Here is a 19,111-nt window from a genome sequence, read left to right as displayed (position 1 = left end):
GGCTGGTGCGAACGGTCCCTCCCGGGGTCCGTGCATTGCTGCGGACGCATCTTTTGGGGAGGAAAACGTGTCACAGCCAGATCCAGGCAACCGGCCGGAACAGGGACCACAGCCGCCGTGGGGCACCCAGCCGCAATGGGGCGCCCAGCCACAATGGGGCGCCCAGCCACAATGGGGCGCCCAGCCACAATGGGGCGCGCCACAGTATCCGGGACAATCGTGGGGCGCGCCGATCGATCCGCGCTGGCCCGCCGGCGGTCCGCCGCCCTATGGCCAGCCCCGCTATGTGGCTCCCCCGAAGCCCGGAATCGTGCCCCTCCGGCCGCTCTTCTTCGGTGAAATCATGGACGGCGCCTTCCAGACCATCCGCCGGAACGCCAAGACCATGTTCGGGTCCGCCCTTATTGTCCAGGCCATCTCCGGCGCATTGAGCGAGGTGGCCGCGCTGGGCATGCTCGGGATGGTCCAACCTCCCGTAGGAGGATTCACTAGCCAGGACGAGGCGATGCGGTATCTTGGCCCGGTCTTTGGCGCCACTGCCGGGATTATGGGAATTTCCTTGCTCACCCTGGTGCTCGCAGCCATCCTTCAGGGCGTCATGGCCATCCCCGTCGCCAGGTCCGCGTTGAACCGGCCCACCGGGTTCAAGCAAATGTGGTCCCTGGCCCGCTCGCGTCTCTGGCCCTTGGTAGGCTTTGCGTTCCTCCTCCTTGCCGGATCATTACTGTTCCTCGTGGTCGTGTTCTTGCTGGCCGCCCTCATTTTGACCGCATTGGGACCGCTCGGGGTGCTTTTGCTTCTCCCGTTGGGATTCGGCGCCGCCGTCGTATATGCCTGGATTTACACGAAACTGTTGGTGGCCCCGGCCGCCATCACCATAGAAGAGCTCGGCGTCTTCGCCGGACTCCGGCGCTCGTGGACGCTGACGAGCCGGAATTGGTGGCGGATCTTCGGAATCACGCTGCTGGTGTTCTTCATGGTGAATGTGATCGGACAAGTCATCCAGATTCCCCTGGGCTTGGCTTCGAGTGGGATAACCTCCGTGTTCGCACCCCATGCCGGCGCCTCACAAGTGACGACGACGGCGATTGTCCTGGCGGTGGTCTCGCTGGTCGTAGGGGTTCTCGTAAGTGCAGTCGGCTTCGCCTTCCAAACCTCCGTGGCAGCCCTGATCTACATGGACCTGAGGATGCGGCGCGACGGACTGGACGTGGAGCTCCTGCGCCTTCTGGAAACCGGGGAAGATCCCGACGGCGTTCCGGGCCGCCGCCGGGCACGTCAAGCCGGTGCGCAACCATGGCCGCCGAACACCGCTCAGGGTTTCCCCAGAGGATGATCCCGGCATCGGCGCCCTTCGCCTTTCTTTTCGCCGCCTCCGAGCCTCCCGTCGATCCCGATCGCGGCGAGGCCCAGCGGTGGGCGGCCGAGGAACTGTCCAAGCCGCAATACGCATCCGCCAAACCCAGTTGGCTCGCTGAGATGTGGAATCAGTTCATCGACTGGCTCCGCTCCTTGAACGGCGATTCCATCGGCGGAGCAAACATCGGCGTGCCGCTGATCGCTGCCCTGGCTGTGGTCCTCATTGTGGTTGCCGTGATAGTTGTCAAGCCGAGGCTCAACGCCCGGAAGAAGACGTCGGCGAAGGTTTTCGACGGCGAGCCAACAGTTGATGCCGACGCGTTCCGCGCCCGGGCATCTGCTGCGGCAAGCCGTGAGGACTGGCAAACGGCCGTCGTCGAACAGTTCCGCGCTGTGGTTCGCTCTGCGGAGGAGCGGGCAGTCATTGATGCCCAGGCTGGCCGGACCGCGGACGAGGCGGCTGCTCAATTGGGGCGCGCGTTCGGGGCAGCCAGTTCGCGGCTTGAGGAAGCCGCCAGGATTTTCGATGGCGTGAAATACGGGAAGGCAACCGCCACCTCTTCCGACCATGCTGCCGTGCTGGCATTGGACACCGGACTATCGGCCATGAAACCCGATTTCGCCGGGCAGTCCGCCAACGGTTTGGCGGTGCCGCGATGACAACCGGCCCGATGACAACCGATCCAATGACAACCGGCCCCGGCAAAGCAAAGGAACGCAGTACGGCCGCGCAGTTGCGGGGCTGGTTGCGCCGCCATATGGCCTGGATCATCATCGGTGCCATCGTCGCGGTACTGGGCTCTGTCACGGTGGCCCAGTCCCCCGCGAACTCGGACACGGCACCCCTCTCTGCCCGCAATCCCGCCCCGGATGGTGCCATGGCCGCGGCCGAAATCCTTCGACAGCACGGAGTCATGGTCACGGAATCCGATTCGCTCGCGACCACAACCTCACTGCTGGCCGGGAAACCGCGCGCCACTGTCTTGTTGTATGACCGCAATGGCTATCTCGACTCCGCCCAGTTGCACAGCTTGCTGCAATCGGCCGCCCGCGTGGTGGTCGTGGCTCCCGGACTCCGAACCCTGACCGGGCTGAGCCGCGAGATCCATAACGCCGGAGTGGTTCCCGACGGGACGTCAACGTTGGAAGCGGGCTGCGGGCAAGCGGATCCACTTGCTGCGGGGCGTGTCTCCGGCAAGGGCGCATTCCTTTACACAGGAGCCGATGTGACCTGCTACCGGCCTAGCAGCAACGACGGCGGCATGTACGCGGCCAGCGCGGACGGTCGGCTGGTGGTTCTCGGCAGCACCGCCCTTCTCAGCAACGATCTCCTGCAGGTGGAGGGCAACGCCGCGTTGTCCCTCCGGACGCTCGGGCCTACGCCGGATCTCGTCTGGTATCTCCCTGGCCTCGGTGACGTACCGAATGATGGCTCACCGCCTACTCTGAATGAATTGGCGCCACCGTGGGTCGGCTTCCTGGGTTTGTGGTTGGCGGTACTCGCGTTGCTCGCCGTGCTGTGGCGGGGCAGGCGGCTTGGTCCGCTCGTGTTCGAGCCGCTGCCAGTCGTGGTCAAGGCTGTAGAGACCGCCGAAGGCCGCGCCCGTCTCTACCAGGATTCCCGCGCTGTCGGCCAGGCAGCCGATAATCTCCGGGCCGGCACTTTGACCAGGCTTGCCAAGCACTTCCGGCTCGGCCCCGAGACGAGCGCAGATGCCGTTCTCGATGCCGTGTCCCGAAAGATCAACCGGCCGGCACAGGAGCTGCGGATGCTACTGCTGGACCACCGGCCACGCACCGAATCAGAACTGGTCCAATGGGCACAAAGCATCGAAAAACTCGAGCAGGAGGCAACAGCCGCATGAGCAATCAAGCAAACAGCTTCACCGACGGCAGCTACGGCTACTCGGGAGGCCCGGCGTCGCGGGGACAGCCAGCGCAGGCACCTACCCGGTCCGACCCTGCCCGCAAAGCCTTGCTGGACGTCCGTCACGAAGTAGGCAAGGCCGTCGTCGGACAGGATGCAACGGTGACGGGCATGCTCATCGCGCTGCTCTGCGGGGGCCACGTACTGCTTGAGGGTGTTCCGGGCGTTGCCAAAACCCTGCTGGTGCGTGCCTTGTCCGCGGCGCTGAGCCTGGATACGAAGCGCGTCCAGTTCACTCCGGACCTCATGCCGGGTGACGTCACGGGCTCACTCGTCTACGATTCGCACACCTCGGAATTCACCTTCCGCGAAGGACCGGTGTTCACCAACATCATGTTGGCGGACGAAATCAACCGAACGCCGCCCAAGACCCAGGCTTCGCTGCTGGAAGCCATGGAGGAGCGCCAGGTATCCGTGGACGGAATCTCCCGGCCCTTGCCGTCGCCGTTCATTGTTGCCGCCACGCAGAACCCCGTCGAGTATGAGGGCACCTATCCCCTGCCCGAGGCGCAGCTGGACCGCTTCCTGCTCAAGCTCTCCATGCCGCTGCCCGGACGTGCCGAAGAGATCGAAGTGATCCGAAGGCACTCGGAAGGTTTTGATCCGCGCAATTTGCTGGCTGCGGGAGTCAGGCCAGTGGCAGGCGTCGCCGAACTGCAAAATGCCCGCGACGCGGTAGCCGAAGTGACAGTGGCCCCCGAGATCCTCGGCTACATCGTGGACGTCGTGCGTGCGACGCGGGCGGCGCCGTCGTTCCAGCTGGGAGTCTCCCCGCGTGGTGCCACAGCGCTGCTGAACACCTCGCGTGCCTGGGCATGGTTGTCCGGACGCAACTTCGTCACCCCCGACGACGTCAAGGCACTCTCCCTGCCTTGTTTGAGGCACCGTGTTGGGCTTCGACCCGAAGCCCAAATGGACGGTGTGCACGTGGATGATGTCCTCGGCAGCATCCTGGCTTCTGTTCCCGTGCCGCGCTGATTGGCCTCGCCTCATGACTTTCCACCTCATGACTCTCTCCTTCAGGCGGTACTGAATGGCGATCACAGGCCGCTTTGTGCTGCTGGTTTTCGCCGCATTGGCCCCGTTGCTGCTGTTTCCCGCCTGGGGTACAGTCCTCCTCACCTCCGCCATGCTGTTGGCCCTCGTGTTGTCCGACCTCCTGCTGGCCGCCTCGCCGGCCAAGATTGCCCTGCGGCGGAAGGATCCCGGGAATGTCACCCTCCACGCGGAAACGGAATCCGTTCTGACGATGGAAAACGGCAACCGGCGGACCTTCCGCGGAATGGTGCGTGACGCCTGGCAGCCCTCCGCAGGGACCGTCGCCCCGGTCCAGCGCATCGAAATCCCGGCCGGTGAGCGGCGGCGAATGTCAGTACAGCTGAGGCCAACACGGCGCGGCGACCTGACGGCACCGCATGTAACGCTGCGTTCTTTCGGCCCGCTTGGCCTGGCTGCCAGGCAACGCACCGTGGCCCTCCCCGGCCATCTTCGCGTCCTGCCGCCGTTCCATTCCAAGCGGCATTTGCCGTCCAAGCTGCGGAAACTGCGGGAGCTCGACGGCAAAGCGGCCGTGCAGATCCGCGGGGCCGGCACGGAGTTCGATTCCCTCCGCGACTACGTCCGGGGCGACGACGTGCGCTCCATCGACTGGCGGGCAACCGCCCGGCGCACCGCCGTCGTCGTCCGAACCTGGCGACCCGAACGGGACCGCCGCGTCGTGATCATGCTCGACACCTCGCGCACGGCGGCAGCCCGAATCGAGGACGAGCCCCGCCTGGACACCGGAATGGAGGCGGCTCTCCTGCTGGCAGTGCTGGCTGAGCGAGGCGGAGACCGCGTGGACTTCTTCGCCTTCGACAGGCGCGTCCGCGGGCGCGTCGATTCAGCGGCAAAAGGCAATCTCCTCGGCTCCCTGGTCCAGGCCATGGCTCCGCTTGAGGCGGAACTGATCGAGATGGACTGGACCCAGGTCCCGGCCCAGGTACGGGCCATTTCCGCGCACCGTTCCCTCGTGGTCCTGTTGACCTCGCTCGACAGCGGCGCCCCCGAAGAAGGACTCATTCCCTTGGTGGCGCAACTGGTGCGGCAGCATGTCGTGCTCCTGGGATCGGTCCGGGACCCCTTGCTGGGACGAATGAAGGAAGAACGCACGACGGCGAGCCAGGTCTTCCGTGCCTCGGCCGCCGAACGTGCCCTGCTGGACCGTGAGGCCGTCAGCGCCCAATTGCGCCAGCTTGGCGCGGAGGTAGTCGACGCCGAGCCGTTGGAACTGCCGCCGCTCCTGGCGGATGCGTACATTCGGCTAAAGGCTGCGGGCCGCTTGTAGCCTGGCCACGCGCCGAGTCCAGATATCAACAACCCGGAATCCGAGGAAAGCACATGAGCACACCCATCTACGAGCTCGCGTTGGGCGGCAAGTTCCGGCAGTTGCAGCCTGAACTCCAGGAGTATTTCTCCCTTGCCCCGGGCTCCGGATCCTACGGAATCGGCGAGGGCGTCTTCGACGTGGTCGGTTGCCGGCAGAAGTGGCTCCGCCCCTTCCTTGCCACGGTTGCAGGGGAAGAGGCCTTCTTCCCCGAGTACGGCGAGCGTGTCCCGTTCCGCATCGAAAATCATGCCCACCTTGATCCGTTCGGACGGTCCAGCCTCACGGCCCGGCGTGAAATTTTCTTTCCCGGGCACGCCCGGTTGTTCCATGACACCACTGTCGCGGAGACCACCAACGACGGCGGCACCCGCCTGGTCGACTATGTGGGCCGATACCGCAGGCTTGCCACGGCATTGGATCTGGATGTCACGCCGGACGGGCGCCTTCGCGGCGTCTCGGGTGCCTCGCGTTTGTTCCTGGGTCCGCTGAGGCTCACCTTGCCGGATTCCCTTGATGCGAAGGCCTACGCGGAGCAGTGGTGGGATGCGGCAGAAGGAAAGCATCGGATCCAGGTGAAGGTGCTTCAGCCACACGTCGGCCTGGTCCTGGTCTACGCGGGCTCCTTCGACTACCGTTTGACGCCCTCGCTACCCGCGACGGATGGTGCCGCCGCGGCGCGAACCGCCACCGCCGCCGTCGGGCTCCCCCGCTATGCCGAGCCGGACCGTTGGGAACGGCGCGTCTAGAAGGGGCCGGACCGCAGGCTAGCCGAGCGCGAGCTGGTTCAGCCCGTCCGCAATCTGGCTCAAGCGGTTCAGAACCTCTTTGGCCCCCGACGGCGAGAATCCGGCCAGCCCGTCCGACGGCGTGACACGCACAGCCCCGAGGCTCGACGCCGGCAGGCCGAGTTGGCGCCAAGGCCGCCAGACGGTGTCCACAAGCTCGGCGGTACGTGGCAGGGTTGCACGCGGATTCTCTATGGGCAAAGCGCCGGCCCACAGCCGTTTGCCCGCTTCCACCGCGGTGGCAATCTGTTCCCATTGCCGAGTGGTGAGTGCTTTGAGCGGAAGGGCGACGCCGTCGGCTCCGGAGGAGAGGATCTGCTGGATCGGGGCTTCGATTTCCGGAACGGAAACCACGGTCTCCGCCACCCCTGCGGCCCGCAGCGCGTCGATCACCAACCGCCAGGCGCCCGTGACCTCCTCGACCGGGATGGAGCGCAGGGTGCGATAGCCGCTCGCCGTGGGAATGGTGCCGGCCAACACGGAAGAGATGTCCGGCTCGTCGAGCTGGACCACTATCCCGGCGCCCGGCACGGCCGTCCGGATCCGGGATACGTGCTCGGCGACGCCGGCGGCCAAGGACTCCGCGATGTCCCTGCGGGCGCCGTAGTCAAGGAGGGCACGCTCCCCGTTGTGCAAGTAGAGGCCGGCCGCGAGGCTCATCGGGCCGCGCAACTGGATCTTCAGAGCATCGGCGGAGGATTCTTCCGAGCCGGCGACGTCGGCCAGGACGTTGATGTCCGTAGCAAGGGCGGACTTCGCACGCCGCAGGTCTTTCCCGGGACGGTCAACCAGGCGCCAGCCGTGCGGCTGCACATCGATGGCCAACTCAACCAGAAGCGATGCGGTCCGGCCGAGGGCGTCCGAGCCGACGCCACGGTCCGGAAGCTCGGCCAGGAACGGCAGGTGGGGGCTGCCCAGCTCGCCGCGGATGATCCGGGCTGCCTCAGCAGGATCCGTTCCGGGCCAAGGACCCAATGCCGTGGCGGTGACCTGGTTCTGCGCGGTTTCGGCGGCCATGTGTTCAGGCCTGCGCGACGGAAGCCTGGTGGCCTTCAGCGATTGCCTCGTGGTGCCGGATGACCTCACTGATGATGAAATTCAGGAACTTCTCGGCGAAGGCAGGATCGAGGTTCGCCTCTTCCGCGAGCCGGCGGAGCCGCGCAATCTGGGCGGACTCTCTTCCCGGGTCTCCGGCAGGAAGCTTGTGCGTCGCCTTGAGGACGCCCACTTTCTGGGTGGCCTTGAAGCGTTCCGCAAGGAGGAAGACGAGGGTGGCGTCGATGTTGTCGATGCTGGAGCGGATGGAGAGCAACTCGTCCATGACGGCCTGGTCCACGCGGCCGGCCAGGGAACTGGCGGAAGGATCGAAGGAGTCGGCGTCGGGGAGGGCGTGGTTCTGCTCGGTCATTCCTCCAGTCTAGGGTGTGCCGGCCGGCCCTTGAGGGGCAGAATGGGCATGTCCGCGCCGATGAGAAGGAGAGCACGCATGAAAATCGCAGTTCTTGGCACCGGAATGGTGGGGCACACTCTGGCCGGCAAATTGGTGGCGATAGGCCACGAGGTCATGATGGGTTCCCGGGAGGCCGGCAATCCCAAGGGGACGGAGTGGGCGGCGCAGGCAGGTCCGGGAGCAAGCTCCGGTTCCTTCGCGCAGGCCGCAGCCATGGCCGAGATCGTGATCAACGCAACCCCCGGCATGGTCTCGCTCGCCGCGTTGAGTGAAGCCGGGGCGGCGAACCTGGCCGGCAAGGTCCTTATGGATGTGTCCAATCCTCTGGACTTTTCTGCCGGCTTCCCGCCGTCGCTCTCCGTCTGCAATACCGACAGCATTGCCGAAACCATCCAGCGTTCCTTCCCCAAGGCCCGTGTGGTCAAGGCCCTCAACACCTTGGAGGCTCCGCTGATGGTTGACCCGCTCAGGCTCGCCGATGGCGCCCATGACGTCTTCGTGGCGGGGAACGACGACGAGGCGAAAGCCACCGTCGTCGCGCTCCTGCGGGCGTTCGGCTGGCTCCCGGAACACATCCACGACCTGGGCGGGCTCGACGTCGCCCGCGGCCTCGAAATGTGGATGCCGCTGTGGCTCCGGATCTTCGTGCGCCAGCCGAAGGACAAGCTCTTCAACATCAGCATCGTGTCCGAATAGCCGCGGCCCAAGGGACATGCCCGCCCTTCGCGGAGAAGGGCGGGCATGTCCGTTCTTTGCGGATCGCCGCTTGGATGGCGGGCTAGATGCCCAGCAGCGCGCGGTGCTCTTCCCGGCGTCGGGCCTGTTCGTCAGGATCCGGCACCGGCAGGGAGGCGATGAGCCTGCGGGTGTAGTCGTGCTGGGGATTGCCCATGATCTGGCTGCCGATCCCCTGCTCGACGAGTTCGCCCTTGTACAACACGCCCACCCAGTGGGAGAGAATGTCCACGACCGCGAGGTCGTGGCTGATGAACAACGCGGCAAAACCGAACTCTTCCTGAATGTCCTTGAACAGTTCCAGGACCTTCGCCTGCACGGAAACGTCGAGGGCCGAGGTCGGCTCGTCGGCGATCAGGAGGCGCGGGTTGAGCGCGAGCGAACGCGCCAGCGAAGCGCGCTGGCGCTGCCCGCCGGAGAGCTCGTGCGGGAAGCGTTCAGCGTACGACGCCGGCAGCTGCACCGATTCGAGCAACTGCGCCACTCGCAGGCGTGCTTGAGCCGGGCTCGGGTGGGTATGGATGAGCAGCGGTTCCGCTACGCACTCACCGATGGTCAGGTGAGGGTTGAACGAGGCGGCCGGGTCCTGGAAGACGAAGCCGATGTCCTTGCGCAGCGGCTTGAACGTGTGTTCCTTGAAGTCCAGCATTTCGTAGCCGAGGACCTTGAGGCTGCCGCCGGTTACCTTGTTGAGGCCTGCAATGGCGCGGCCGATGGTGGACTTGCCCGAACCGGACTCACCGACCAGGCCAAAGACCTCGTTCTCGGAAACCGTGAAGCTGACGTTGTCCACGGCCTTGAACCCGGGCTTGCCGAGGCGCCCCGGGTACTCGATGGTGAGGTTCTTGGCCTCAACCAGGACCTTTCCACCTTGGTGCAACCGTTCGGTGGCCCCCTCGGACGCTGAGTTGCGGCCGAGGTGCGGCACGGCGGCCAGCAGCTTCTTCGTGTAGTCCTGCTTGGGCTCGGCGAACAGGACCCTGGCGGTGGCCTCTTCGACGACATCGCCTTGGTACATGACCACGACGCGGTCGGCCAGGTCGGCCACGACACCCATATTGTGCGTAATGAGCACAATCGAGGTGCCGTACTTGTCCCGAAGATCCCGGAGCAACTGAAGGATCTCGGCCTGGACAGTGACGTCCAGGGCCGTCGTCGGCTCGTCCGCCACGATCAGACCCGGGTTCAACGCGAGCGCAGCCGCGATGACTACGCGTTGCTTCTGGCCACCGGAAAGCTGGTGGGGATAGTAGTTGACGCGGGTTTCGGGATCCGGGATGCCTACCTTCCGCAAAGCCTCGGTTGCCCGTTTCTTGGCTTCCTTGGCCGAGATGCGGTGTCCGTCCGAGGCATGGGCCCGGATGCCTTCGGCGATCTGCCAGCCGACCGTGAACACCGGGTTCAGGGCCGTTGACGGTTCCTGGAAGACCATGGCCACATCGCGGCCGCGGATCTTGCGCAGTTTGGACGCACTGACGCTGATGACGTTGTTGCCGTTGATCAGCACGGCTCCCGAGCTGATGGCCGTTTCAGGGAGCAGGCCGAGGATGGTCTTGGCCGTGACGGTCTTGCCCGAACCTGACTCCCCTACGATCGCCAGCACTTCGCCGGCTTTGACCTCGAGGCTGACGTCCTTGACCGCGTAGACGTCGCCGCTGTCGGTGGCAAAGGTGACTTTGAGCCGTTCGATGTCCAGGACGGGCTGCCCGGATGGCAGCGGCTGGTCCGAAATGTTGCCGATATTGGTGGTCATGCCTTACCTGCTTCTGGTTCAGGAGCGGTAGCGGCCCCTGTGTTCGTGCCATCGGTGCCTGCCGGGGCCTTGGAGCGGGAGGCCTTGCCTCCAGCACGCTTGCGGCCGCGTAGGCGGGGATCGTTGAGATCGTTGATGCTTTCGCCGACCAAGGTCAGCCCCAGCACTGTGAGGACGATCGCGATACCGGGGAAGACGCCGGTCCACCAAATGCCGGAGGACGCGTCCGCCATGGCCTTGTTGAGGTCGAAGCCCCATTCTGCGGCTGAGGACGGTTCAATGCCGAAGCCCAGGAAGCCAAGGCCGGCAAGGGTCAGGATCGCTTCAGAGGCGTTCAGGGTGAACATCAGCGGAAGCGTCCTGGTGGCGTTCTTGAAGATGTGCCGGGTGATGATCCGAATACTGGACGCGCCCAGGACCATGGCCGACTCCACGAACGGCTCGGCCTTGAGCCTGATGGTTTCGGCCCGGATCACGCGGAAATACTGCGGAACGAACACCACGGTGATCGAGAAGGCGCAGGCGAGGATGCCGCCCCAGAAGCTCGACTGGCCACGGCTGATGACGATCGACATGACGATCGCCAGGAGCAGGGAAGGAAAGGCGTAGATGGCATCGGCGATGACTACCAGCACCCGGTCCAGCCAGCCACCAAAGTAACCACTGAGCAGGCCCAGCGCCACGCCGAGGAAGATGGACATCACCACGGCGACGACGATCACGGTCACGGCGGTCTGTGAACCCCACAGGACGCGGGAGAGAACGTCATAGCCGCCGACTGTTGTGCCGAGCAGGTGCTTGCTTCCGGGAGCCTCCTGCGTCGGGAACGAACCGGAAGCATCACTCAGTTGGGAATAGCCGTACGGTGCGATGAACGGCGCGAGCACGGTCGAGAGAAGGAAGATCCCGGTCAGCACAAGCCCGGTGATGAGCATGCCCCGCTGGAGGCCAACGCTCTTGTTGACGTGGGAAATGACAGGAAGTCCTGACAGGAAGGACTTCTTCCGTCCTGGAATTGTTGCAGTGCTCATGTCAGTACCTCACTCGCGGGTCGATCAGCGCGGCGACGACGTCCACGACGAAGTTGGTAAATGCGACGATGACGGCCAGCAGCACCACGATGCCCTGGACCGCCACGAAGTCCCTGGCGTTCAGGTACTGGACCAGCTGGTAGCCAAGTCCCTTCCATTCGAAGGTGGTCTCGGTGAGCACGGCTCCGCCGAGCATCAGGGCGATCTGCAAGCCCATTACGGTGATGATGGGGATGAGCGCCGGCTTGTAGGCGTGCTTGGTCACGAGTCGGAACTCGCTGACGCCGCGGGAACGGCCGGCCTCGACGTAATCCTTGCCCAGCGTTCCGATGACGTTGGTCCTGACGAGGCGCAGGAAGACGCCGGCGGTCAGGAGACCCAGGGCAATAGCGGGCAGCACCGCGTGAGACACAACGTCGCCGAGAGCGGTGAGATTGCCGCTGCGCAGGGCGTCGAGCCAATAAATGCCGGTGGGAGCGGCCAGTTGGCCCATGGTCAGCTCAGTGCGGGTGGACACTCGCCCGGCCACCGGGAGCCATCCGAGCCAAACCGAGAACGTCAGCTTGAGCAGGAGTCCGGAGAAGAAGACCGGAGTGGCGTAGCAGAGTATGGCAAAGCAGCGCAGGAAGGCGTCAGTCGCCTTGTCGCGCCGTTGCGCGGCGATCATGCCCAGCGGGATGCCGACCGCGAGCGCCACGACCAGCGCGTTGATCGTCAGCTCGAGGGTGGCTGCGCCGAAGGTCGACAGCATTTCGACGACGGGGCGCCGGTCCGTGATGGTGGTGCCGAAGTTACCGGTGACCAACTGGCCCAGGTATTCGAAGTACTGGATGATGATCGGCCGGTCGTAACCGGCGTCGTGGATTCGCTGCGCCAGGACATCCGGGGGAAGCCGGCCGCCCTGCGCTGCGGTGATGGGGTCTCCGATGACCCGCATGAGGAAGAAAACCAGGGTCACGAGGATGAAGATCGTGGGAATGATCAGGAAGAACCTGACCACGATGTACCTGCCGAGCCCCCCGCCCGCTGATTTACTCTTGGGAGCGACCGCGTCCGGTTCGACGTCGGGCACCTCTATAAGTGTTGTCATTGCTACCTAAAGTTCATTGCCCGCGGATCGCGCGGGGTTTTGCTCAAATGTGAGGCAATCAGCAATAAGGGGAGGCAAAGCACCTGTTGGCACCGCCTCCCCCTACCGGCTGCTTACTTTGAAATAGTTCCCAATCGGAACTTGAAGGAAGCGTCAAGCGTCTTGTCGACGCCGTTCACGCCCTTCGCCGAGATGGCAACCTGGGCACCCTGGAGCAGCGGCAAAGTGGAAATGTCCTTTGCCAGAGCGTTCTGGGCGTCCTTGATGGTGGATTCGCGAGCCGACTTGTCCGTGGTGGTCAGCTGCTTGTTGATCAGGTCCGTCACGGCCTGGTCGTTGAAGTGGTTCTTCAAGAAGCCACCGTTCGGGAAGAACGGGGTCAAGTAGTTGTCGGGGTCGCTGAAGTCAGGGAACCAACCGAACTGGAACAGCGGGTACTCGTCCGCACGGCTGGCCTTGCTGTAGGTCACCCATTCGGTGGACTGCAGGTTCACCTTGAAGAGGCCCGACTTCTCAAGCTGGTCCTTGATCATGGCGTACTCGTCGCCCGAGGACTTGCCGTAGTGGTCCGGGTTGTACTGGAGGTTCAACGTGACGACGTCCTTGACACCGGCATCGGAAAGAACCTTCTTGGCTTTGTCCAGGCTCGGCTTTCCGTTGTCGCCATAGGCATCCTTGAACGACTCGTTGGCGCCCAGGAACCCGCTGGGGACGTTGGAGTACAGCGGCAGGTATGTGCCCTTGTAGACCTGGTCCGCGATTGCCTGGCGGTCAACGAGGTTGGCGATCGCCTGGCGCACGGCAAGAGCCTTGGCCGGGTCGGCACCGGCTGCCTTGGCGCCGAACGGCATGGTGTTGAAGTTGAACGTGATGTAGCGGATCTCGCCGCCGGGACCAACGTTGACCTTGACCTTCGAGTCCTTCTTGAGGTCGTCGACGTCGGTGGCGCTGAGGCTTCGGTTCGCAACGTCGATGTTGCCTTGCTGGATGTCCAGCTTCATGTTGGTCGGCTCGGCGTAGTACTTGATCGTGGCGGCGTCGTTGGCCGGCTTGCCCAGGACACCCTGGTAGTCAGGGTAGGCCTTGAGGCTGATGAGCTCGTTCTTCTTGTAGCTGTCGATCGTGTACTGGCCATAGAACGCCTTGGCCTTGATGATGTCGTCATCCGAAAGCAGTTTGTCGGCGGGGAAGACCTGGTGGTCCACAATCGGCGCGGCCGGGCTGCTGAGGATCTGCGGGAACGTCTGGTCGTTCGCGAGCTTCAGCTTGAAAACGGCCGTATTGGCGTCCGGGGTGGTGACGCTGTCCAGGTTTTCGAGCAGGCTTGCAGGACCGGCGGGGTCGTTGATCTTGAGCTGCCGGTCGAACGAAAACTTGACGTCGGTGGAGTCCAGTGTGTGGCCGTTGGCCCACTTGAGTCCGGGCTTCAGCTTGACGGTGTACTCGGTGGGCGACGTGAACGACGCCGACGCTGCCAGGTCCGGAACGGGGTCGGCGCTTCCTGGCTTCGAGTTGAGGAGGAAGGAATAGACCTGGTTCATCACCATGAAAGAACCGTTGTCGTACGAACCAGCGGGATCGAGCGCGGTCACCTTATCGGTGGTGCCGTAAGCGATCGGACCGCTGGCAGCTGAGGAAGCTGAACCGCCGCCGCCCGCCGGGCCCGTGCAGGCCGTCAAAGCGAATACGGAGATGCCCGCGAACGCGATAGCGCTTCGCAAGGCTTTTTTGTTCAATGCCATCAGTGAACTTTCTGTTCGATGGATACGGCGAACCGCCGTGGGTAATTTGCTCGGAGCACATACTCCTGACTCCACGATTCAATCAGAAGGTTTTCTGGTGAAACGTTTGATTTTGTGAGTTGAGACACAAAATTTACTTTCTTTTGGCGCGAAGTCGACTAGGAAGACCACCACAGCCCGCTTAAAACGTCGCTAAGAAAATCGCGTTAGCGCTCACAATTTTCGCTCACAATATTGTGGGCGCCTTCGCCACTGAGGCGTGCAGCCGGGTCTAGAGTTCTGCGCGCTGAAGGGACCGGGCGACGTCGATGGTTGCCTGGCCCAGGACACGGGTGCCTTGGTACAGCACGATCGTCTGCCCCGGTGCGACGCCACGGAGGGGATCGACAAGGGTCACCACGAGGCCTTCTCGCTCGATCCCGGCGTCGTCGACGTGCCGCTCGACAAATGCCTTGGCAGGAACGGGATCGCCATGGGCGCGGACCTGGGCATAGCAGTCGAACTCGGCGCCGGTAGCCACCTCGGCGATGGGCAGGCCGGCCCAGGACACCTTGATTCCGCGGATCTCGTCGATGGCCAGCAGGGCTTCCGGCCCGACGACCACCTTGTTTTCCTTGGGCCGGATTTCCAGCACGAAGCGCGGCTTGCCGTCAGCGGCAGGTGTGCCCAGCTTGAGGCCGCGGCGCTGGCCTACCGTGAAGGCGTTGGCTCCCGGATGCTCCCCTACCTTGGTTCCGGTCTCGTCCACGATGTCGCCCGTGGTCATGTCGATCTTCTCGGCGAGCCAGCCGGCTGTATCGCCGTCCGGGATGAAGCAGATGTCATGGCTGTCCGGCTTGTTCGCCACGGACAGGCCGCGGCGCTCGGCCTCTGCGCGGACCTCGGCCTTGGAGGGAGTCTCTGCCAACGGGAACATGGAGTGCTTGAGTTGTTCGTGGGTCAGCACGCCGAGCACATAGCTTTGGTCCTTGGCCCAATCGGCCGCGCGGTGGAGTTCGGGATTGCCGTCCGCGTCCTGGACGACCTTGGCGTAGTGGCCCGTGCAGACCGCGTCGAAACCGAGCGCGATGGCCTTCTCCAACAAGGCGGCGAACTTGATCCGCTCGTTGCAGCGCATGCAGGGATTGGGAGTGCGGCCCGCGGCGTACTCGTCGATGAAGTCCTGGACAACGTCTTCCTTGAAGCGCTCCGAGAAGTCCCAGACATAGTAGGGAATCCCGAGCACGTCGCAGGCGCGCCAGGCATCGCGGGAGTCTTCGATGGTGCAGCAGCCGCGGCTGCCCGTGCGCAGTGTTCCGGGCATGCGGGACAGCGCCAAGTGGACGCCAACGACGTCGTGCCCTGCCTCGACGGCGCGGGCGGCGGCAACGGCGGAGTCGACTCCGCCGCTCATGGCTGCAAGAACTCGCATGCTGGCTTTCTGTTGGTGTTGGGGAGAAGAATTGCGGCTGAAGAGAGTAAGCGCGCCCAACTATTCTAGCGCCCGCGGGAATCCGCCCCAAAAATGCCTTGACCGCTGTCCCGGACGATTCTAAAGTCAAAACTAACAGTTTTAGATTGCGCCTGCGCGCGCGTAAATGCGCACGCGGGCTGCCCGCGCGAACCGCCCCATGCCCCGCGAATCGAGTCACTATGGACACTGAACACATCCTTATCGCAGGCGGCGGGCTGGCCGGCGCCACGGCGGCCAAGACCCTGCGCTCCGAAGGATTCGAGGGCCGTATCACCGTGGTCTGCGCCGAGAATGAACAGCCCTACTTGCGACCTCCCCTCTCCAAGGAGTTCCTCCTGGGCAAAGCCGGCGAGGATACCGTCCCGGTGCTGCCGGCCGGCTGGTACGGGGAGAACGACGTCGAACTCCTCCTTGGCGAGGCGGTTGCAGCTGCCGATCCTGCCGCCCACACGGTACGGCTGGGATCAGGAACCGAGCTTCAGTTCAGCAAGCTCCTGATCGCCACCGGGGCGCAGCCGCGCCGGATTCCGCTCCCCGGTTCCGATCTTGCCGGCGTCATGACGTTCCGGACATTCGATGATTCGCGCAGGCTCAAGGAAGAGCTGTCCGGCGGAGGCCGGAATGTGGTGATGATCGGCTCGGGTTGGATCGGCATGGAGCTTGCCGCAGCCGCGAGCGGCTATGGCAACACCGTGACCCTGCTGGGACTGGAAGATGTGCCGCTCAGCATGGCCATCGGCCCCGAACTGGGCGGCTTCTTCCGCAGCCTGCACGAAAAGCACGGCGTGCAGTTCCGGCTCCCGGCGAGCGCAGCGGAAATCACCGGCGCAGGGGGCAAGGCGAGTGCCGTTGTCACCAACTCCGCCGAAGTCCTTCCTGCCGACCTCGTGGTGGTGGCCGTCGGCGTGGTTCCGGATACGGCCCTGGCCGAAGCCGCCGGGCTGGATATCCGCAACGGAATCGTGGTGGATTCTTCGCTCCGGACCAGCAGTCCGGACGTGTTCGCGGCCGGAGACGTTGCCAACGCCCTCCACCCCTTCACCGGCGATCACCACCGCAGCGAACACTGGTCCAACGCCCTCAACGGGGGCAAGGTCGCCGCGAAAGCGATGCTGGGACAGGATGCGATGCTGGACGTGGTCCCGTATTTCTATACAGACCAGTTCGACGTCTCGATGGAGTACTGGGGATATCCCACGCTCGCGGCAGGTTCCGTACCGGTCATCCGCGGAGCGTTGGAGGAAAACAGCTTCCTCGCCTTCTGGCTACGGGATGGCGCCGTAGTGGCGGGCATGAGCGTCAACCAGCAACGGGTACAGAAGCCGGTCAAGGCACTCATTTCGGGGCGCGTCCAGGTGGACGTGGACCGCCTGACTGATCCTGCCGTTCCGCTGGATCAGTTGTTGCCCGGGACCTGATCGTCTGCATGGCCGCCGGCAGCGCCGCTGCCGGAGCCCCGGGCCACAGTCGCTGCGGTCTGGATGCTGGACTCGTGCCCTGCCATGCCGGCAAGCTTCGCCCGGGCATACGCGTCGGGGAGAGCCTTGAGCAGGGCGTCGACGTCGGCGTCGTTCGAAGAGTGGCCCAGGCTGAACCGCTGTGCCCCGCGGGCGGTGTCCTCATCCAACCCCATGGCAAGCAAGACGTGCGAGGGCCTGGGGACTCCCGCTGTACAGGCGGATCCGGTGGATGATTCGATGCCCGCGAGGTCCAGGAGAAACAGCAAGGAATCGCCTTCACAGCCCGGGAAGGTGAAATGCGCGTTGCCGGGGAGCCGGTCGTCGCCGGACGCTCCGCGTAGCACTGCCTCGGGAATGGCAACCTTGACGCCGTCGATGATCCGGTCCCGTAAGGCGCTGATTCGTCCGCGCTCTGCCGCCAGGTTTTGAGCGACCGACTCCGCCGCGGCGGCGAATGCCGCGATGGACGCCGTGTCCAGGGTTCCCGAGCGGACGTCGCGCTCCTGCCCTCCCCCGTGCTGGACCGGAGTGACCTTGGTGGAGCGCCCGAGGAAGAGGGCGCCCACGCCCACGGGTCCGCCGATTTTGTGGCTCGAGACCGACATCGCGGCTAGGCCCGATTCGCGGAAATTAAGCGGAATCGAACCAAATGCCTGGACTGCGTCCGAGTGCACGGGGATGCCGTGGACGGCGGCGATTTCCGCGATCTCCTTGACGGGCTGGATACTGCCCACCTCGTTATTTGCCCACATGACAGTGACCAGGGCAACCGATCCCGGATCACGCTCGATCTCCACCCGCACAGCGTCCAGCCGCACCACGCCCTGGGAATCGACGGGGAGCCACACCGCTTCGGCCTCTTCGTGCCGTTCTAGCCATTCCACGGTGTCCTGCACAGCATGGTGCTCGACGGCGGAGCAAAGGATCCGCTTGCGCCGGCCGTCTTCGTCGTGGCGGGCCCAGTACATCCCCTTGACGGCAAGGTTGTCTGCTTCGGTTCCCCCGGACGTGAAGATGAGCTCCGAAGGATGCGCCCCGGCCGCTGCCGCAATCGCCTCCCGCGCCTCTTCCACGGATCGCCGGGCACGCCGTCCGGAAGCGTGCAGCGATGACGGATTGCCGGTCCGTGCCAGCTCGCGGGTCATGGCGGTGAGGGCGACAGCGGAAAGGGGAGTGGTGGCGGCATGGTCAAGATAAACAGGCACTACCCAAGTCTATCGAGGCGGGCGGATCCCGGCTTCGGCGACGAAAGGCGCCTTCCCGGGCCGCTCTCCTATTCCGCGGGACGGATCACGAGGTCGGACGGATTCTGGCGCAGCAATGGCCTTCGCGGTTGTCATCGGCGATCCGGTCCCCGGCAATTCCGCACGCGGCTGCCGCTCCGTTCAGGAAGGCGCCGTTCATGGCACAGACGACCTTCGTGTGGCTTTCGGCCAGCCGGTGGAACGGGCAATTGACCAGGGAGTACCCGCCGTCGTCGTCAGCTTCCGGCCTGTAACCATAGTTCGCCAGGACATCCTCGAAACGGGGCTCCGTGCTGCCTGCCTCGCGGCCCCGGGCGTAGGCGGTATCGAGGAGAGCTTCGCGGGGGGATCCACCCTTCGCCATCAAGACCTGGATTGCAGTGGCCATCACTTCCCCGGCGAGGTCATAGTGTCGCTCCGGAACCGAGGCGCCGATCTCTTCAATGACGGGCGCATAGAGCTTCGCAGGGCGCCCGGACCCCGGACCCACCTTGCCGCCGAGCTTGCGGAACTCAACACTCAGGAGCCCGTCACGGACCAGCCGGTCCAGGTGGAAGGAGGCCGTGCTGCGGGGAAGCCCGAGGGCCATCGCGGCGTCGTCGCGGCTGACCGCATCCTTTGCACCGCAGACGTGCTCATACAAGCGGCGGCGGTTGCCGTCGTCGAGGGAGGCCAAAGCGGAGAGCCGACGCAGCCAGGGAAGTCCGGTCATGG

The 19,111-nt window shown here is 64.6% G+C and carries 17 protein-coding genes; 8 read left to right on the top strand and 9 right to left on the bottom strand.

What is annotated here, in order from left to right; genetic code table 11:
* Positions 1-67: 67 nt before the first annotated feature.
* Genes ABD742_RS05855 through ABD742_RS05830 form a run of 6 tightly spaced genes read left to right on the top strand, consistent with a single transcriptional unit; the run spans position 68 to position 6,400 of the window.
* Positions 68-1,336 carry a DUF7847 domain-containing protein gene (locus ABD742_RS05855; protein WP_234748147.1) on the top strand — a complete coding sequence of 423 codons (1,269 nt, stop codon included), beginning with the start codon at positions 68-70 and terminating at the stop codon, positions 1,334-1,336.
* On the top strand, positions 1,333-2,019 hold the full coding sequence (locus ABD742_RS05850) for a DUF4129 domain-containing protein (protein ID WP_234748149.1): 687 nt from the start codon (positions 1,333-1,335) through the stop codon (positions 2,017-2,019). The genes ABD742_RS05855 and ABD742_RS05850 overlap by 4 nt, the downstream gene beginning before the upstream one ends.
* 11 nt (positions 2,020-2,030) lie before the next feature.
* Positions 2,031-3,224 carry a DUF4350 domain-containing protein gene (locus tag ABD742_RS05845; protein WP_234748151.1) on the top strand — a complete coding sequence of 398 codons (1,194 nt, stop codon included), beginning with the start codon at positions 2,031-2,033 and terminating at the stop codon, positions 3,222-3,224.
* Entirely contained in the window at positions 3,221-4,264 is a 1,044-nt protein-coding gene (locus ABD742_RS05840; protein WP_234748153.1) for an AAA family ATPase, read from the top strand. Before ABD742_RS05845 ends, ABD742_RS05840 begins: the two co-directional genes overlap by 4 nt.
* 55 nt (positions 4,265-4,319) lie before the next feature.
* Positions 4,320-5,612, top strand: a complete 1,293-nt coding sequence (locus tag ABD742_RS05835) for a DUF58 domain-containing protein (protein WP_234748155.1) — start codon at positions 4,320-4,322, stop codon at positions 5,610-5,612.
* Between the two features lie 53 nt (positions 5,613-5,665).
* On the top strand, positions 5,666-6,400 hold the full coding sequence (locus ABD742_RS05830; RefSeq protein WP_234748157.1) for a DUF4166 domain-containing protein: 735 nt from the start codon (positions 5,666-5,668) through the stop codon (positions 6,398-6,400).
* 18 nt (positions 6,401-6,418) lie between these two features.
* Here ABD742_RS05830 and ABD742_RS05825 read toward each other — a convergent pair whose 3' ends face one another.
* Complete coding sequence (locus ABD742_RS05825; RefSeq protein WP_234748159.1) at positions 6,419-7,456, bottom strand: uroporphyrinogen decarboxylase/cobalamine-independent methonine synthase family protein; 1,038 nt, start codon at positions 7,454-7,456, stop codon at positions 6,419-6,421.
* A gap of 4 nt (positions 7,457-7,460) precedes the next feature.
* A complete protein-coding gene (locus tag ABD742_RS05820; RefSeq protein WP_234748161.1) occupies positions 7,461-7,847 on the bottom strand; it encodes a chorismate mutase in 387 nt (128 codons plus the stop codon).
* A gap of 78 nt (positions 7,848-7,925) precedes the next feature.
* Between ABD742_RS05820 and ABD742_RS05815 the strand changes: the two genes are divergently transcribed.
* A complete protein-coding gene (locus ABD742_RS05815) occupies positions 7,926-8,585 on the top strand; it encodes an NADPH-dependent F420 reductase (protein ID WP_234748163.1) in 660 nt (219 codons plus the stop codon).
* 82 nt (positions 8,586-8,667) lie between these two features.
* Here ABD742_RS05815 and ABD742_RS05810 read toward each other — a convergent pair whose 3' ends face one another.
* The 5 genes from ABD742_RS05810 to mnmA form a co-directional block, all read right to left on the bottom strand.
* A complete protein-coding gene (locus ABD742_RS05810; protein WP_234748165.1) occupies positions 8,668-10,377 on the bottom strand; it encodes an ABC transporter ATP-binding protein in 1,710 nt (569 codons plus the stop codon).
* Positions 10,374-11,408, bottom strand: a complete 1,035-nt coding sequence (locus tag ABD742_RS05805) for an ABC transporter permease (protein ID WP_234748167.1) — start codon at positions 11,406-11,408, stop codon at positions 10,374-10,376. Before ABD742_RS05805 ends, ABD742_RS05810 begins: the two co-directional genes overlap by 4 nt.
* A gap of 1 nt (position 11,409) precedes the next feature.
* The gene (locus ABD742_RS05800) at positions 11,410-12,498 is read right to left on the bottom strand and encodes an ABC transporter permease (RefSeq protein WP_234748169.1); all 1,089 of its coding nucleotides are present in this window, start codon (positions 12,496-12,498) and stop codon (positions 11,410-11,412) included.
* Between the two features lie 113 nt (positions 12,499-12,611).
* Positions 12,612-14,240 (bottom strand): ABC transporter substrate-binding protein, encoded by a 1,629-nt coding sequence (locus ABD742_RS05795; RefSeq protein WP_234748171.1) that lies wholly within the window; start codon positions 14,238-14,240, stop codon positions 12,612-12,614.
* 271 nt (positions 14,241-14,511) lie between these two features.
* Entirely contained in the window at positions 14,512-15,633 is a 1,122-nt protein-coding gene (mnmA, locus tag ABD742_RS05790; RefSeq protein WP_234748634.1) for a tRNA 2-thiouridine(34) synthase MnmA, read from the bottom strand.
* A 239-nt stretch (positions 15,634-15,872) separates the two neighbouring features.
* On the opposite strand from mnmA, the gene ABD742_RS05785 reads away from it, so the two are divergent.
* Entirely contained in the window at positions 15,873-17,111 is a 1,239-nt protein-coding gene (locus ABD742_RS05785) for an NAD(P)/FAD-dependent oxidoreductase (protein ID WP_234748173.1), read from the top strand.
* On the opposite strand, the gene ABD742_RS05780 is transcribed toward ABD742_RS05785, so the two are convergent.
* Positions 17,090-18,358, bottom strand: coding sequence for a cysteine desulfurase family protein (locus ABD742_RS05780; protein ID WP_234748174.1), 1,269 nt, complete (start codon positions 18,356-18,358; stop codon positions 17,090-17,092). The two genes, ABD742_RS05785 and ABD742_RS05780, sit on opposite strands and share 22 nt — an antisense overlap.
* 85 nt (positions 18,359-18,443) lie before the next feature.
* Entirely contained in the window at positions 18,444-19,109 is a 666-nt protein-coding gene (locus ABD742_RS05775; protein WP_234748176.1) for a helix-turn-helix transcriptional regulator, read from the bottom strand.
* Positions 19,110-19,111: the final 2 nt, after the last annotated feature.

Origin of the sequence: Arthrobacter ramosus (assembly GCF_039535095.1) — a bacterium.
Lineage (GTDB): Bacteria > Actinomycetota > Actinomycetes > Actinomycetales > Micrococcaceae > Arthrobacter > Arthrobacter ramosus.
This window is presented reverse-complemented; position numbering and strand designations above follow the sequence as displayed.

Excerpts from the sequence above, each read along its gene's own strand:
- ABD742_RS05850 (WP_234748149.1), top strand. The coding sequence starts at position 1,333 with ATGATCCCGGCATCGGCGCCCTTCGCCTTTCTTTTCGCCGCCTCCGAG.
- ABD742_RS05845 (WP_234748151.1), top strand. The coding sequence starts at position 2,031 with ATGACAACCGATCCAATGACAACCGGCCCCGGCAAAGCAAAGGAACGC.
- ABD742_RS05840 (WP_234748153.1), top strand. The coding sequence starts at position 3,221 with ATGAGCAATCAAGCAAACAGCTTCACCGACGGCAGCTACGGCTACTCG.
- ABD742_RS05835 (WP_234748155.1), top strand. The coding sequence starts at position 4,320 with ATGGCGATCACAGGCCGCTTTGTGCTGCTGGTTTTCGCCGCATTGGCC.
- ABD742_RS05830 (WP_234748157.1), top strand. The coding sequence starts at position 5,666 with ATGAGCACACCCATCTACGAGCTCGCGTTGGGCGGCAAGTTCCGGCAG.
- ABD742_RS05825 (WP_234748159.1), bottom strand. The coding sequence starts at position 7,456 with ATGGCCGCCGAAACCGCGCAGAACCAGGTCACCGCCACGGCATTGGGT.
- ABD742_RS05820 (WP_234748161.1), bottom strand. The coding sequence starts at position 7,847 with ATGACCGAGCAGAACCACGCCCTCCCCGACGCCGACTCCTTCGATCCT.
- ABD742_RS05815 (WP_234748163.1), top strand. The coding sequence starts at position 7,926 with ATGAAAATCGCAGTTCTTGGCACCGGAATGGTGGGGCACACTCTGGCC.
- ABD742_RS05810 (WP_234748165.1), bottom strand. The coding sequence starts at position 10,377 with ATGACCACCAATATCGGCAACATTTCGGACCAGCCGCTGCCATCCGGG.
- ABD742_RS05805 (WP_234748167.1), bottom strand. The coding sequence starts at position 11,408 with ATGAGCACTGCAACAATTCCAGGACGGAAGAAGTCCTTCCTGTCAGGA.
- ABD742_RS05800 (WP_234748169.1), bottom strand. The coding sequence starts at position 12,498 with ATGACAACACTTATAGAGGTGCCCGACGTCGAACCGGACGCGGTCGCT.
- ABD742_RS05795 (WP_234748171.1), bottom strand. The coding sequence starts at position 14,240 with ATGGCATTGAACAAAAAAGCCTTGCGAAGCGCTATCGCGTTCGCGGGC.
- mnmA (WP_234748634.1), bottom strand. The coding sequence starts at position 15,633 with ATGAGCGGCGGAGTCGACTCCGCCGTTGCCGCCGCCCGCGCCGTCGAG.
- ABD742_RS05785 (WP_234748173.1), top strand. The coding sequence starts at position 15,873 with ATGGACACTGAACACATCCTTATCGCAGGCGGCGGGCTGGCCGGCGCC.
- ABD742_RS05775 (WP_234748176.1), bottom strand. The coding sequence starts at position 19,109 with ATGACCGGACTTCCCTGGCTGCGTCGGCTCTCCGCTTTGGCCTCCCTC.